The following is a 14,427-nucleotide window of genomic DNA, read 5'->3' on the forward strand; positions in this document are numbered from 1 at the left end:
GTGACCCTCCTCGAAACCCTGGTCCGCGGCGCCGGATACATCGCCTCCTACGCCGCCCTCGGCGTCATCCTGATGATCATCGGCTTCTACGTCATCGACCTGGCCATCCCCGGCAAGCTCAGCCAGATCATCAAGACCGACCGCAACCCCAACGCCACCCTCCTGACCACCTCCGGCCTGGCCGCCGTCGGCCTCATCGTCACCGCCTCCATCTGGTCCTCCGGCGGAGCGCTCCTGGACGGCCTGGCCCAGACGGCGGTCTTCGGTCTCGTCGGCATCGCCGTACAGACCGTCGCGATGCTCGTCTTCGACCGGATCGTCGGCATCTCCGTGCGTGAGCTGGTCAAGGAGCCGGAGCTGCAGCCCGGCACCCGCCTGCTGGCCGTCACCCATCTGGCGATCGGCCTGATCACCGCCGTCGCGGTCATCTGAACCGACCTGGCACCCTAGAAGGGTGACCACCCGGGAAGACACCACACGGCGGCTGGAGCGCGCGATGGGCGCGCTCGGCACCGCGGCCATGGCGCGCATGGACGATCGGCTGCCCTGGTTCCGCGCGCTCAGCGCCGAAGACCGCTCCTGGGTCGGCCTGGTGGCGCAGGCCGGCATCGCCGCCTTCGTGGAGTGGTTCCAGCACGCCGACGAGAAGCGCCCGACGCCCAGCATCGAGTTCTTCGGTACGGCGCCGCGCGAGCTGAAGCGGGTCATCAGCCTCCAGCAGACCGTGGACATCATCCGGGCCGTGGTCGAGGTCGTCGAGACGCAGACCGACCAGCTGGCCGCCCCCGGCGGCGAGGACCAGCTCCAGCAGGCCATGCTGCGCTACACCCGCGACGTGGCCTTCGCCGCCGCCCATGTCTACGCCCGCGAGGCCGAGGCCCGCGGCTCCTGGGACTCCCGCCTGGAGGCGCTGATCGTCGACGCCCTGGTGCGCGGCGAGGTGGACGACGGCCTGCACTCCTGGGCCGCCGCGCTGGGCTGGACCTCCTCCCCCGTCGTCGTGGTCGCCGGGCACGCTCCGGAGGGCGACCCCCGGGCGGTGATCGACGGGCTGCGCGACAAGGGCCGGCGCATCGGCATGGATCTGCTGGCCGGCGTCCAGGCCGACCGGCTGATCGTGATCGTCGGCGGCGCCGAGAGCGTCAACGAGGCGGCCAAGCAGGTCGTGCCCCGCTTCGGCCAGGGGCCGATCGTCATCGGGCCCGAGGTGCCCGACCTGCACGCCGCCGCCCGCTCGGCGAGCGCGGCGCTGGCCGGGCTGAAGGCGTCCGCCGGCTGGCCGGACGCGCCCCGCCCGGTGCACGCCGAGGACCTGCTGGCCGAGCGCGCGCTCGACGGCGACGACGACGCCAGGCAGCAGCTCGTGGAGAACGTCTACCTGCCGCTGGCCGGCACCCCGCTGCTCGACACCCTGGCCACCTATCTGGAGCAGGGCACGTCGCTGGAGGCCACGGCCCGGCTGCTGTTCGTTCACCCCAACACCGTCAGGTACCGGCTGAAGAAGATCACCGAGCTGACCGGCTACCAGCCGACGGAGGGCCGCTCCGCCTTCACCCTGCAGGTGGGGCTTATCCTGGGACGCCTGTCGGAGAGCTCCGTAACCTGGCGCGCCCTAACGTAACCTGGCCGAAACTCCCGCTGTAGGGTTCCTACAAAACCCCGTGGACAAAGTTCGTACGGATCTCCATCCGCGTGTCGAACCTCTACAGGGCATGGTGGATTTCGTGCTTGTACTCGTCGCTCCGGGCCAAGGTGCCCAGAAACCCGGCTTCGTGACCCCGTGGCTTGAGCTGCCCGGCCTCGCCGACCGGCTGGCCGCGTGGTCCGACATCGCCGGCATCGACCTCATCGCCTACGGCACCACGGCCGGTGAGGACGAGATCAAGGACACCGCCGTCGCCCAGCCGCTGCTGGTGGCCACCGCGATCGCCGCCGCCGAGGCCCTGGACGCCACGCCCGATCTGCTGGCCGGCCACAGCGTCGGCGAGCTGGCCGCGGCCGCCCTCGCCGGGGTCGTCACCGCCGAGCAGGCGCTGGAGCTGGTGCGGGTGCGCGCCCAGGCCATGGCCAAGGCGGCCACGGTCACCGAGACCGGCATGACCGCCGTCCTGGGCGGTGACGAGCAGGAGGTCCTGGCCGCCCTCGACCGGCACGGCCTGACCCCCGCCAACACCAACGGCGCAGGTCAGATCGTCGCCGGCGGAACACTCGAGCAGCTCGCCGCGTTGAAGGAGGAGCCGCCGGCACGCGCCCGCCTCATTCCGCTGAAGGTCGCCGGCGCGTTCCACACCGTCCACATGGCCCCGGCCGTGACCGCGCTGCGCGAGAGCGCCACCGCGATCACCCCGGCCGAGCCGCGGGTCAAGCTCCTGTCCAACGCCGACGGCAAGGTCGTCGGCAGCGGTAGCGAGTTCGTCGAGCGGCTCATCAACCAGGTGAGCAACCCGGTCCGCTGGGACGCCTGCATGGCCACGATGACCGAGCTCGGTGTCACCGAGATGATCGAGCTGCTGCCCGGCGGCACGCTGACCGGGCTGGCCAAGCGCGGCATGCCCGGTGTGCGGACCGTGGCGCTGAAGACACCGGACGACCTCGACGCCGCCAGGGAGCTGATCAAGTGAGGATTCCCGACGCCGCCCCGGGAGCCAAGATCCTGGCCTTCGGCCACTACCAGCCGGCCGGCATCGTCACCAACGACGATCTGGCCAAGACCATCGACACCACCGACGAGTGGATCCAGTCGCGCGTCGGCATCAAGGAGCGCCGCGTCGCCGGCCCCACCGAGTCGCTCGAGGACATGGCCACCCAGGCCGGCGGCAAGGCCCTGGCGGCCAGTGGCCTGTCGGCCGACGACGTGGACCTCGTCATCGTCGCCACCTGCACCCTCGAGTCGCAGATCCCGAACGCCTCGGCCGTCGTCGCCCACCGCCTCGGCATCCAGTCGCCGGGCGCGTTCGACGTCAACGCCGCCTGCGCCGGGTTCTGCTACGCGCTGGGCGCCGCCAGCGCCGCCGTCCGCGGCGGGGCCGCCCGCAACGTGCTGGTGATCGGCGCGGAGAAGCTCTCGCAGTGGCTCGACTGGTCCGACCGCTCCACCGCCGTCATCTTCGCCGACGGCGCGGGCGCCGCAGTGGTCGGCCCGTCCGACGTGCCGCGCATCGGCCCGGTCGTCTGGGGCAGTTCCGGCGACAAGTCCGACGCGATCATCGTCGACGACCGCCACACCTTCCTGCGCCAGGAGGGGCAGACGGTCTTCCGCTGGGCGACCACCGCCCTGCACCCGGTGGCCAAGGAGGCGTGCGAGCGGGCCGGGGTGGACCCGTCCGAGCTGTCGGCGTTCGTCCCCCACCAGGCCAACCTGCGCATCATCGAGGCCATCGCCCGCAAGATCGGCGCCGACGACGCGGTCATCGCCCGCGACATCGTGACCGCGGGCAACACCTCGGCCGCGTCCGTCCCGCTCGCGCTCTCGCGCATGATCGAGCGTGGCGAGGTCCGCTCCGGCGGGCTGGCGCTGCTCCTCGGGTTCGGCGCGGGGCTCACCTATGCCGGACAAGTGATCGAGATTCCGTAGGATCCGGTACGGCCCCGCCGTACCACCACCAGGCTTGTACGGCGGAGCCGTGCAAAATCCAGAAAACCCAGAAGGAGAACTAGCGACATGGCGACCGAGCAGGAGATCCTCGAAGGTCTCGGCAAGATCATCAACGAGATCACCGGCATTCCGGCCTCCGAAGTGACGCCCGAGAAGAACTTCGTGGACGACCTCGACATCGACTCTCTGTCCATGGTCGAGATCGCCGTAGCCGCTCAGGACGAGTTCGGTGTGGAGATTCCCGACGACCAGCTCAAGAACCTGAAGACGGTCAAGGACGTCCTCACCTACATCCAGGCCTGAGTTCCGGCCGCATTCCTCTGATCGACAAGGAGCGTAAACACGTGAGTGCAAACCGGGTACGTGTCGTCGTCACCGGGCTCGGCGCGACGACGCCCGTCGGTGGAGACGTCACCTCGACCTGGTCGGCGCTCCTCGCCGGTCAGTCTGGTGTGGAGACTCTCACCGAGGACTGGGTCGACAACGTCCCCGTGAAGTTCGCGGGGACGGCCGCCGTCGACCCAGCCGAGGTGCTGCCGCGGCCGGAGGCGCGCAGGCTGGACCGCAGCGAGCAGTTCGCGCTCGTGGCCGCCCGCGAAGCCTGGCAGGACGCCGGCGCGCCCGACGTCGCGCCCGAGCGGCTCGGCGTCGTCGTCTCCAGCGGCATCGGCGGCATCAGCACGACCCTGGCCGCCTACGACACGTGGAAGGAGAAGGGCTGGAACCGCCTTTCGCCGTTCACCGTGCCGATGCTCATGCCCAACGGGCCCGCCGCCTGGATCGGTCTCGACCTCAAGGCCCAGGCCGGTGTGCACGCGACCGTGTCGGCCTGCGCCTCCGGCGCCGAGGCCATCGGGTACGCGATGGACATGATCCGGGCCGGCCGCGCCGACATGGTGGTCGCCGGCGGCACCGAGGCGGCGATCCACGGCCTGAACATGGCCGCGTTCGCCGCGGCCCGCGCGATGTCCACCCGCAATGACGACCCGCAGGGCGCTTCGCGGCCGTGGGACCGCGACCGTGACGGGTTCGTGCTCGGCGAGGGCGCCGGCATCGTGGTCCTGGAGTCCGAGGAGCACGCCCGCGCCCGCGGCGCGCGCATCTACGCCTACGCCGCCGGTGTCGGCTACTCCGCCGACGCCCACCACATCACCCAGCCCGAGCCCGACGGCCGCGGCATCATCCAGGCGATGACGATGGCCCTGGGCGACTCGGGGCTGGGCGGGCTGGACGTCAGGCACGTCAACGCGCACGCCACCTCGACCCCGGCGGGTGACGTCGGCGAGGTGCAAGCGGTCGCCAAGGCGATCGGCACCCACCCGCTGGTGACCTCGACCAAGTCGATGACCGGGCACCTGCTCGGCGGTGCGGGCGGCATCGAGTCCGTCTTCACCGTCAAGGCGCTGCAGGACCGCATCGTGCCGGCCACCATCAACCTGGACAACGTCGACGACGGCATCGAGGTGGACCTCGTCCACGGCAAGAACCGCGCGCTCCCGGAGGGCGACATCGCCGCGGTGAACAACTCGTTCGGATTCGGCGGCCACAACGTGACCGTCGTGTTCGCATCGCACTGAGGGAGTTCTCAATGACCGTGCTGGACAACCGGGTGGTGACGAAGGACTCCGATGCGGAGCCCGCTGATCCTCGTGATCCTTTTGTCCGACTGACCGCGCTCCTCGACGAGGGCTCGCTGCGGTTGATCACTCCCCAGGACAAGAGCGGCGTCCTCGCCGCCATGGGCCGCGTCGAGGGTGTCCCCGTCGTCGCGTTCTGCAGTGACGCCCGCTTCCAGGGCGGCGCGATGGGCAGCGAGGGCTGCGAGCACATCGTGCACGCCTACGACGTGGCCGTCCGCGAGCGGGTGCCGGTCATCGGGATCTGGCACTCCGGCGGTGCGCGACTCGCCGAAGGCGTCGAGTCGCTGCACGCTGTGGGCCGGGTCTTCTTCGCGATGACCAAGGCGTCCGGCGTGGTCCCGCAGATCTCCGTCGTGGTGGGCGCCGCCGCCGGTGGCGCCGCCTACGGCCCGGCGCTGACCGACATCGTCATCCTGGCCGACCAGGGCCGCATCTTCGTCACCGGGCCCGACGTGGTCCGCAGCGTCACCGGCGAGGACGTGGACGCGGCCTCCCTGGGCGGCCCCGAGCCGCACAGCAAGCGCAGCGGCGTCGTGCACGTGGTCACGAAGACCGAGACCGACGCCTTCGTCAAGGCGAGGGAACTCGCCTCGCTGCTGGGCCACCAGGGCCGGGTGCGCCTGTCCTCGGTCGGCGAGACGGACTTCAGCACGCTGCTGCCCGAGTCGCCGCGCCGCGCCTACGACGTCAAGCCGCTGGTCAACGGGCTGCTGGACGAGAAGGGCATCGAGCTGCACCCGAAGTGGGCGCCCAACATCGTCACCACGCTGGGCCGCCTGGGCGGTCGCACGGTGGGCGTCATCGCCAACAACCCGATGCGGCTGGGCGGCTGCCTGGACGCGACCTCCGCCGAGAAGGCCGCCCGGTTCGTCCGGATGTGCGATGCCTTCGGCGTCCCGCTGGTCGTCCTGGTGGACGTCCCCGGCTACCTGCCGGGTGTCGGCCAGGAGCACGACGGCGTGGTCCGCCGCGGCGCCAAGCTCCTGCACGCCTTCGCGGAGGCGTCGGTCCCGCGCGTGACGCTGGTGACCCGCAAGGCGTACGGCGGCGCGTACATCGCCATGAACTCCCGCGCCCTGGGCGCGACCAAGGTCTTCGCCTGGCCGACCACCCAGGTGGCGGTCATGGGCGCGGTGGCCGCGGTGCGCATCCTCAAGCGGCGTGAGCTGGCCGCCGTTCCCGAGGAGGAGCGGGCCGAGCTGGAGCAGCGCCTGGCCGAGGAGCACGAGAGGCTGGCCGGCGGCCTGAGCAGGGCCCAGGACCTCGGCGTGATCGACGAGGTCATCAAGCCGGAGGAGACCCGCGGCGCCATCGCCAAGCTGCTCGCGCAGGCCACGCCGGCCCGCGGCGCCCACGGCAACATCCCGCTCTGACGATCGCGGAGAAGGGCCCTTCCTCTACGGGAAGGGCCCTTTTTCCGTCATGCACGCCTCGACGGCTCTGGCCAGGCGGCAGAGTTTGGGGTTGTCGTAGGCGCTCTTCTGGTCAGCAGGTCGTGGACCGCGTGGCCGCGTACGGCCGGCGAGCGCCGGATGAGCGCGCGGATCGGCTCGGGCGTCCGCGCGGAGGCCAGGGCCTCGAGGAGCACGTCCGGTTCACCGGCCACGGTCGCGTCGCCCAGGGCGGGGTCGGTGACCTCGCTCCCGCGCTTCAGCAGGTGGCCGGTCAGATCGGCGTCGGGGCCGGCCAGCCACAGCCGCCACGCGCTGCGGCTGGCCTCGGCGTCGAGCCGGGAGGGGTTGGCGAGCAGCGCGGGCCAGGGCTCGCCGGCCTGTGCCCACAGGGCCGTGAGGTCTTTGCCGCGGGCGGTGCGGCAGCGTTCCTGGGCGAGGTCGACGGTCATCGGGTACCTGCTGCGCAGGGCCTCGTCCACCAGGTCGAGCGGGACGGCGCGGTCGAGCAGCCCGGCGAAGGTCGCGAAGTCCGGATCGTCGCGGCGCAGCGTGTCACGGAGGAACGCGTCCTGCGCCTCCAGCGCGATCACGTGTTGCACGATGATCTCGTGCGGCCAGCGGAGCCCGGGCACGTAGTCGGTCACCAGCCCGCCGGCTTCCAGGTAGCCGTCCCAGTCGCCGAGCGCCAGCAGCACCCTGGCCCGGTGGCCGGGGGCGCTGGGAGCCAGGCCGGCGGCGGTCAGCTCGCGCAGCAGCTTGATCGCCGCTTCCGGATGGCCCCAGTCCGGGCGGAAGAGCCGGTCGATCACGTCCTGGTCGCCGCGGGCGATGATGGCCGCCAGCGCGGTGGCCCGCACCTCCGGGCCGCCGAGGACCATCGCGAGCATCAGTTCGTCATCCCGCAGGCCGATGCGCTGCAGCAGCTCCCACAGGCGCGGGTCGCCGCAGTAGCGCCAGCGCCGCCACAGTGCGCGGGTCGCCGCCCGGTTGCCGCACCAGGCCAGGAACGCCAGCCACCACCTCATCTGCCGAGAATGATCCAGAACGGCGCCGCCGGGCAAGGGGTGATCGCTTGCGGGCGGCGGGCGGCGGAGTGTCGAATGGGGATCGGCATCACGTCGGCACACCGTTGGGAGAGACCATGCGGCCGTTGGCCATCGTGCTGGTAGCGGTCCTGGTGGCCGCGGGGTGTGCGGCGCCGCGGCGGGACAAGATCACGGTCGCGTGCGGGGCGAGCGAGCGCTGGTGCGCGATGATGGTCAAGCGGTTCTCCGACGCGACCGGAGTGGAGGCCGACTACGTCCGGCTTTCGAGCGGGGAGGCGCTGGAGCGGATCAAGTCGGCCAGGGAGCGGCAGGAGTTCGACGTCTGGCACGGCGGCCCGGCCGACTCCTACGTGGCCGCGAAGAATCAGGGACTGCTGGAGCCATACAAGTCCGAAATTTCGCAGGAAATCCGGCCGGAGTGGCTTGACCGCGCGAACACCTGGAGCGGGATCTACGCCGGCGTGCTGTCCTTCTGCAACAACACCAAAGAGCTGGCCAAGCGCGGCATGAAGCCGATCCGCTCCTGGCGGGAACTGCTGGACCGGCGGCTGCGCGGCGGCGTCGCCCTGGCCCACCCGGCCACCTCCGGCACCGCCTACACCGCCCTGTGGACCCAGGTGGAGCTCAACGGCGACGACCGGAACGCGGCCCTGGACTACATGCGCGACCTCCACCCGAACGTGCTGCGCTACAACTCCTCCGGCAGCGTCGCCGCCCTCCAGGCGGCCAAGGAGGAGGTGGCGGTCGGCGTCGTGTTCTCCCACGACTGCGTCGCCGCCCAGCAGCAGGGCTACCCGAACCTCGAGGTGACCTTCCCGCAGGAGGGCACCGGCTACGAGCTCGGCGGGCTGGCCGTACTCGCCGGGGCGCACAACCCCGCCGGCGCCCGCAGATACGTGGACTGGGCGCTGAGCGGAGCCTCCCAGCGGCTGGGGCCGCTGGTGCAGTTCTACGCGCTGCCCACCAACGCCAACGTGCCCGCCCACTCCAAGGCCGCCGACCCGGCGACGGTCAAGCTGGTCCCCTACGACGTGGAGGTCGCCGGCCGGGCCAAGGAGGACCTGGTCGGCCGGTTCAGCGCGACGATCGCCAAACCCTAGGAGCAGCCCTCGAACTGCGGCACCGAGACCACCGACAGGTCGATGCCCGACGTGCCGAACCACTTGTCCAGCAGCATGTGCGCGGTGCCGTCCTGGTACATCTGGGTGATGGCACGGTTGAGCTCCTCGCAGCCGTCCACGTCGCCCTTGCGCACGCCGATCGCGGTGCGCTGCTCGTTGAACGTCGCGCCGACCAGGCGCAGGTCGACGCCGGGCCGGGTGAGCAGCCCGGCCAGGATCTGGCTGTTGGTGGAGATGGCGTCGATCCGCCCGTCCTTGATCATCTCCAGGCAGGCGCTGTAGTCGTCGGCGGGCACGGGGATCGCCTTGACCTGCCGCTCGTCGACGATCCGCTGGGCGATGTTGGTGCCGCGCACCCAGCAGATCTTGCGTCCCTCCAGGTCGCGGACGTCGCGGATGGCGCCCTTGTCGGCCGGCCGTACCGCGATGTCCTGAAAGTCCACGTGGTACGGCCCGGCGAAGTCGATCACCTTCTTCCGCTCGGGAGTGACCGACATGTGGGCGAAGACCAGGTCGGCCCGGCCGCCGGTGAGGACCGTGAGCTGGTCGCCGGCCTTGATCTCCAGCCAGCGGATCTTCTTGCCCAGCCGCGAGATGAGGTCCTCGGCCACGTCGATGTTGAACCCGTCGTAGGCGCCGTCCGGCTTCTTGAAGCTGATCAGCGGGACGTCGGAGCGGATGGCGACGATCAGCTCATCCTTGTCCACCAGCGACTCCGCGCGCGCGGCGCCGCAGGCGGTGACCAGCAGGACCAGGCAGATCAGCAGTCTTCTCACCGGTACTCCCTCAGGCGGGGCCAGACGCCGGCCAGGATGAACAGCGCTCCGGCGGCGAGCCCCGCGGGGATGAACCGCCACAGCGCCTCCAGCGAGCCGTCGCCGCTGTCGATGGCCCGCTCGAAGTCGGACTCGTGCCGCCGGACCAGCTCCTCCAGCACCTTGTCGTAGCCCTCGTAGGACTGGGTGAGCTCGCCGTCCCAGTACTTGATCGCCTCCTCGCCCGTCATCGCCCGCATCCGGGCGTCGGCCTGCTGGAAGCCCTGGTAGGCGGTGAACAGCCGCTGCCGCTCCTCGCCGGTCAGAGTGCCGAGCAGGCCCTGGAAGCGCACGTGGAGCTTGCTCTGGTAGTCGGGCAGGCTCGTGGACTCGACCGCGACGATCGTGCGCGCCTTGTCCAGGAAGGTGTGCTCGTAGGTGTCCTTGCGGAAGCGGTCGAGCAGGTAGCGGCTCTGGTCGCCGTACATGCTCTTGCTGATCGCCCGCGCCCTGGTCAGGGTGAGCACCGCGTCGAACCCGCGGGCCTTGGCCTCCTCCAGCGCCCGGCCCTGCTGGTTGAGCAGGGCGGTGCCGGTCACCAGGCCGGCGGCGGTCAGCACGGTGGCCAGCACCAGGGCGGGCGCGAAGACCCGGCGGAACCTGCGCGTCAGGTAGATCTGCAGAACCAGCAGGCAGGCCAGCGCGAGCAGCCCCGTCACGAGGACGGCGACGCGGGCCAGCGCGGTGGCCGAGCGCTCCGCGTCGTGGGCGCGCCGGACGATCGTCCCGGTTTCCAGGGTCAGGTTGTACGCCTGGGGCAGCAGCTCGCGGTGCATGAGGTCGGTGGCCTTCTGATAGGCCCTGACCACGGTGTCGGGCGGCTGCCCGGCGGTGTGCCGCGACTGGACGTCCAGGAGCCTGGCCTGGGCGGCCAGCCGTTCGTAGCGACCCAGGCCCTCGATCAGCGACTCGACCGTGCGCTGCTCGGCGGGGTTGTCCAGGGCCAGCCGGTAGGCCTTGAGCAGGCTCTCGGAGATCTCCAGCCGCCGCTGGTCGTAGGTGGTCACGTCGGCCTGCTGCTGCGGGCCGTACTCCCTGCCCAGCAGCAGTGTCTCGGCCATCAGCGCGTCCATCTCCGACATCTGCCGGTGCAGGCCCGTGGTGGCCAGGACCTGCGGGCCGGCGTCGTGCCCAATGGTGCGCAGGCTGGTCCCGGTGCCGGCGGCGCCGGCCAGGACCGCGGCCAGCAGCAGCACCAGGGCGAGGAGGGACAGGCCGGCCAGCGTGCGCAGCCGCTCGAAGACCGGCCTCCTCCGGGAAGCGGGCGGTGTCATGGGCTGCTCGGATCGTGGGGGTGCACCGCGGCTCCCGGGATCGGCTCGGGCTGGGAGATCGATCATTGCCGCGGGCGCCGCGGATCCGCAAGTGCCTGATGCTCCTGTCTAGAGGGGCAGCACGCAGCACGCGCGTCATGTCGCGCCGCCACCAGGCGCCTTGGCCGGGGGCTGGGCGGCCAGCCGAGCACCGCGCGCGGACCCGGCACCGCGGCCGTCTCGGCTCCGGTCCCCCGGAGCATGGGCAACGCCACGAAGCCGCCGGCCATCACGGCGCTGACCGCCGCCGCCGCGAGCGCCATCGTGGGCCAGGCCGCCACCCGGCGCCGCCGCGGGCGCTGCCCGGCATCCTGGCGCGGGCGGCCGCCGTCGCGGCGTGGCCAGTGCGGCCGGCAGTTCGCGTACGGTCATCCGCGCCGAGACCTGATCGGCCACCCGCTGGTCATGACCTTCGGCGGCGGCGGGCGGCCCCGATCTGGGCAGTGCCCGGTATCGACGCAGCTCGGCCCGCCGGTGCCGGCCGATGGGGTTGGTGGCGATGCCGTACGGCCAGGGCCTTAGGCCGCCCCTGGCCGCGGCGTATTTCCTCGTCATGGGTGTCGAAAGCGACGGAGAAGCGCTCGGAATCGGCGATCGCTCCGTCAAGGACCATGGTCATGCAAGGGTCTCTCTCCCCGGGGCTTGCGGACACCGGTGATGGCCCGCTCCCGGCCGGCCCTTCCCGGCGATCTCAGCCGGGCGCTAGACGGCGGCGTGCAGCCAGCGCACCGGGGCTCCGTCGCCGGCGTAACGGAACGGCTCGAGCTCCTCGTCCCAGGGGCGGCCGAGCATGAGGTCGAGCTCCTCCTCCAGGATGGCGCGGCCCTGGGCGGACTTCAGCATGGCCGTGCGCAGCCGGTCCTCGGGGATCATGATGTCGCCCGCCGCGCCGATCACCGCGGTGAAGGCGCCGAGCGTCGGGGTGTAGGCGTGGCGGGAGCCGTCGATGCCGGGCGAGGCGTCCTCGGTGACCTCGAAGCGCAGGCGTTGCCAGCCCATGAGCGAGGAGGCGATGGCCGCCGCGATGCCGGGAGGGCCTTCCCACTCCGCCTGGGCGCGCACGACATTGGGCGCGGCGGGTTGCGGCGTCCACGTCAGGTCTACGGGCACGCCGAGGACACCCGCGACCGCCCATTCAATATGCGGGCACAGCGCAGGCTGAGCCGAGTGGACGTACAGCACGCCACGAGCAGACACCGGACCTCCCGTTTCGGTACGAGGTGCGCCTTCCCCAACGGCCTCGGCCCCAGGATGATCACAAGTGACTAGGGAGAGACTACCGTCGGTCGCTATCGGGCACCAGAGCAGGGCCATACCAAGTTGTTGCGGCTGTGGCACGTGACGTGTAGCGCGACGCGGAAAGATACCCGCTCATGGACATGCAATCTGCCGGGCAGGCTCTCATCCGGCCAGGTCAGCTCCTTGTGGATCGCAGCGCGGCCACGGCCGTGTCGCGGTGGACGCAGGCGCTGGCCGAGGCGGACGGGGTGTGCGCCGTCCGCTTGACACCGGGGGTGGATCCGTGCGAGCTGGCCCTGGAGTTGCGCGGCAAAGGACACCGCGCCTCCCCCAATCACGTCTTCTCCGGGCAGCCGTTGTTCTTCGGCGGACCGGCCTCGCGGCCCTTCCCGGCCGAGCCGGTGCCGTTCCGGCCGGGCGGGGAGCGCTCGCCGGTCGCGGTGGGGCTCCTGGACACCGGCGTGGCCGCCCACCCGTGGTGGGAGCGCAGTGAGTGGTACGGCGAGCTGGGCAAGGAGGCGGCCGACGCGAGCGAGGGCGGCCAGGCGGGGCATGGGACGTTCATCGCCGGGCTGCTGCTGCGCCGCGCGCCGGGGGTGACCATCAGGGTGGCCAGGGTCCTGGACGGCGAGGGCGTGGGCGACGAGGCGGGGATCGTGCGCGCCCTGTACCGGATGCGCGCGGCGGGCCGGGAGGTGCACGTGCTCAACCTGTCGTTCGGCGGCCACACCTTCGACGACCAGCCGCCGCCGATGCTCGCCGACGCGCTGGGGGCGATGCCGGAGGCGGTGGCGGTCGCCTGTGCCGGGAACACCGCCGCCGACCGGCCCTTCTGGCCCGCGGCGCTGCCGTCGGTGATCGGCGTCGGCGCGCTCGACCCCGGCGAGGAGCGGCGGGCGCCGTTCTCGGCCCACGGCCCGTGGGTGGACGCCTGGGCCCGCGGCGAATGGCTGGCCAGCAGCTTCCCCGGGTTCGGCGGATACGCCACGTGGAGCGGCACGTCCTTCGCCACGGCCCTGGTGGCGGGGGCGGTGGCGGAGCTGGCACGGGAGATGCCGGCCAGGGAGGCGGCGGGTCAAATCTTGGCCGGGGACCGGCAAATTCCCGATCTGGGCGTGGTGGTTCCCGCGATTCTGTAGAGTTTACGCTCAGTCCTCAGGTCATTACGAAGGGCAACATGAGGGTCTTTCGTGACCCGGCGAGCCGGGCGGAAGGAGGCCGTATGAGCGATCCGCGCGCCACGGCGGACGTGCTGGCAGCAGCCGCGGGCGGCGACCGGCCCGCCTGGGACGTCCTGGTAGCCAGGTTCACTCCGCGTATGTGGTCCGTCGTTCGCACCTGCGGGCTCGACGAGAGTGACGCCGCGGACGCGGTCCAGGGCGCCTGGCTTCGCCTTCTGGAAAATCTGCACCGCATCAAGAACCCCGACGGACTGGGCGCCTGGCTGGCCACGACGGCCCGGCGCGAAGCGCTGCACATCCTCCGCAAGGAGCCGGTCCCGCTACCACCACCGCCGATGGAGGAGCACGATCCGGCGGCGGCCGTCCTGGAGGCCGACGATCACCGCCTGCTCTGGCAGGCGATCGCCACCCTCCACGAGCCGTGCCGCACCCTGCTCACCCTGTCGGCCCATCAGGTGGGCAACCGGCAACTCGCGGTCCACCTGGGAGTCCCCTTGGGCAGCATCGGGCCTAGCAAGATCCGCTGCCTGAGCAAACTGCGCACCCTGATCTCACCAGAGGAGACGGTGCAATGAGCAACGAGGACTACCTCCTGGCGGCGATACGGCTCGCCGCGGGGAACGACGCCGTTCCCGCGCACGTGTCGGAGGCCGCACGCGAGGCGTACTCGCTGCGGGTTCCCCACGTGGTGACCGCGGCCACCGTCGAGTGCGTCACCATGCGGAACGTGCGAGGGGTGCCAGGTCCGCACACCATCCGATTCGCGACCGACGACTTCGCCTTCGACCTGGAGTTCACCGTGAACGACGGACTCATCGATGTGGCCGGGCAGATCCTGCCGTATCCGGGCGAAGGCAGTCACGTAGACGTACGGACTCCGCACATGACCATGAACCGCAGGCTGGCCGGCACGGGACAGTTCGCCGTCACCGGCATGCCACCCGGCTGGTTCAACGTGGTCTGCCATCGCCCGGGCAAGCCGCCCGTGGCGACGAGGTGGCTGCGAATCCGCCCGTGACCCCGAGCGGCCGTGTTGCCCGCAGGGACGGTGGACCCGCCGTCCCGCGACCGGCCGCCTCATTA

General features: G+C 71.4%; 16 protein-coding genes. 12 read left to right on the forward strand and 4 right to left on the reverse strand.

Features of this window, described 5'->3' with window-relative positions; all coding sequences use genetic code 11:
- The 7 genes from FVE25_RS10895 (at position 1) to FVE25_RS10925 (ending at position 6,608) form a co-directional block, all read left to right on the forward strand.
- On the forward strand, positions 1–432 hold the full coding sequence (locus FVE25_RS10895; RefSeq protein ID WP_157246279.1) for a DUF350 domain-containing protein: 432 nt from the start codon (positions 1–3) through the stop codon (positions 430–432).
- A gap of 64 nt (positions 433–496) precedes the next feature.
- Positions 497–1,621 (forward strand): PucR family transcriptional regulator, encoded by a 1,125-nt coding sequence (locus FVE25_RS10900; RefSeq protein ID WP_157246639.1) that lies wholly within the window; start codon positions 497–499, stop codon positions 1,619–1,621.
- Between the two features lie 103 nt (positions 1,622–1,724).
- On the forward strand, positions 1,725–2,621 hold the full coding sequence (locus FVE25_RS10905; protein ID WP_157246280.1) for an ACP S-malonyltransferase: 897 nt from the start codon (positions 1,725–1,727) through the stop codon (positions 2,619–2,621).
- Positions 2,618–3,574 carry a beta-ketoacyl-ACP synthase III gene (locus tag FVE25_RS10910; RefSeq protein ID WP_157246281.1) on the forward strand — a complete coding sequence of 319 codons (957 nt, stop codon included), beginning with the start codon at positions 2,618–2,620 and terminating at the stop codon, positions 3,572–3,574. Before FVE25_RS10905 ends, FVE25_RS10910 begins: the two co-directional genes overlap by 4 nt.
- A gap of 87 nt (positions 3,575–3,661) precedes the next feature.
- Positions 3,662–3,898: an acyl carrier protein gene (locus tag FVE25_RS10915; RefSeq protein WP_157246282.1), complete on the forward strand. Its 237-nt coding sequence runs from the start codon at positions 3,662–3,664 to the stop codon at positions 3,896–3,898.
- Between the two features lie 41 nt (positions 3,899–3,939).
- Entirely contained in the window at positions 3,940–5,172 is a 1,233-nt protein-coding gene (fabF, locus tag FVE25_RS10920; RefSeq protein WP_157246283.1) for a beta-ketoacyl-ACP synthase II, read from the forward strand.
- An 11-nt stretch (positions 5,173–5,183) separates the two neighbouring features.
- Positions 5,184–6,608: an acyl-CoA carboxylase subunit beta gene (locus FVE25_RS10925; RefSeq protein ID WP_157246284.1), complete on the forward strand. Its 1,425-nt coding sequence runs from the start codon at positions 5,184–5,186 to the stop codon at positions 6,606–6,608.
- A 47-nt stretch (positions 6,609–6,655) separates the two neighbouring features.
- Here the strand turns inward: FVE25_RS10925 and FVE25_RS10930 are convergent, their stop codons facing one another.
- Positions 6,656–7,654 (reverse strand): hypothetical protein, encoded by a 999-nt coding sequence (locus FVE25_RS10930; protein ID WP_157246285.1) that lies wholly within the window; start codon positions 7,652–7,654, stop codon positions 6,656–6,658.
- A 116-nt stretch (positions 7,655–7,770) separates the two neighbouring features.
- Between FVE25_RS10930 and FVE25_RS10935 the strand changes: the two genes are divergently transcribed.
- Positions 7,771–8,775 (forward strand): ABC transporter substrate-binding protein, encoded by a 1,005-nt coding sequence (locus FVE25_RS10935; RefSeq protein WP_157246286.1) that lies wholly within the window; start codon positions 7,771–7,773, stop codon positions 8,773–8,775.
- Here the strand turns inward: FVE25_RS10935 and FVE25_RS10940 are convergent.
- Together FVE25_RS10940 and FVE25_RS10945 are read right to left on the reverse strand one after the other, a co-directional pair.
- Positions 8,772–9,572 carry a substrate-binding periplasmic protein gene (locus tag FVE25_RS10940; RefSeq protein ID WP_157246287.1) on the reverse strand — a complete coding sequence of 267 codons (801 nt, stop codon included), beginning with the start codon at positions 9,570–9,572 and terminating at the stop codon, positions 8,772–8,774. The genes FVE25_RS10935 and FVE25_RS10940 overlap by 4 nt on opposite strands.
- Positions 9,569–10,885, reverse strand: coding sequence for a hypothetical protein (locus tag FVE25_RS10945; protein ID WP_157246288.1), 1,317 nt, complete (start codon positions 10,883–10,885; stop codon positions 9,569–9,571). Before FVE25_RS10945 ends, FVE25_RS10940 begins: the two co-directional genes overlap by 4 nt.
- Before the next feature lie 240 nt (positions 10,886–11,125).
- Between FVE25_RS10945 and FVE25_RS10950 the strand changes: the two genes are divergently transcribed.
- Positions 11,126–11,446 carry a hypothetical protein gene (locus FVE25_RS10950; RefSeq protein ID WP_157246289.1) on the forward strand — a complete coding sequence of 107 codons (321 nt, stop codon included), beginning with the start codon at positions 11,126–11,128 and terminating at the stop codon, positions 11,444–11,446.
- Between the two features lie 180 nt (positions 11,447–11,626).
- Here the strand turns inward: FVE25_RS10950 and FVE25_RS10955 are convergent, their stop codons facing one another.
- Positions 11,627–12,121, reverse strand: a complete 495-nt coding sequence (locus FVE25_RS10955) for a DUF3145 domain-containing protein (protein ID WP_181019527.1) — start codon at positions 12,119–12,121, stop codon at positions 11,627–11,629.
- A gap of 176 nt (positions 12,122–12,297) precedes the next feature.
- On the opposite strand from FVE25_RS10955, the gene FVE25_RS10960 reads away from it, so the two are divergent.
- From FVE25_RS10960 to FVE25_RS10970, 3 genes are all read left to right on the forward strand, one after another.
- Positions 12,298–13,302 carry a S8 family peptidase gene (locus FVE25_RS10960; protein WP_157246290.1) on the forward strand — a complete coding sequence of 335 codons (1,005 nt, stop codon included), beginning with the start codon at positions 12,298–12,300 and terminating at the stop codon, positions 13,300–13,302.
- An 83-nt stretch (positions 13,303–13,385) separates the two neighbouring features.
- Complete coding sequence (locus FVE25_RS10965) at positions 13,386–13,919, forward strand: RNA polymerase sigma factor (protein WP_157246291.1); 534 nt, start codon at positions 13,386–13,388, stop codon at positions 13,917–13,919.
- Positions 13,916–14,362 (forward strand): hypothetical protein, encoded by a 447-nt coding sequence (locus tag FVE25_RS10970; protein ID WP_157246292.1) that lies wholly within the window; start codon positions 13,916–13,918, stop codon positions 14,360–14,362. Before FVE25_RS10965 ends, FVE25_RS10970 begins: the two co-directional genes overlap by 4 nt.
- The last annotated feature ends 65 nt before the right edge of the window (positions 14,363–14,427 follow it).

Source organism: Nonomuraea typhae, from assembly GCF_009760925.1.
GTDB classification, from domain to species: domain Bacteria; phylum Actinomycetota; class Actinomycetes; order Streptosporangiales; family Streptosporangiaceae; genus Nonomuraea; species Nonomuraea typhae.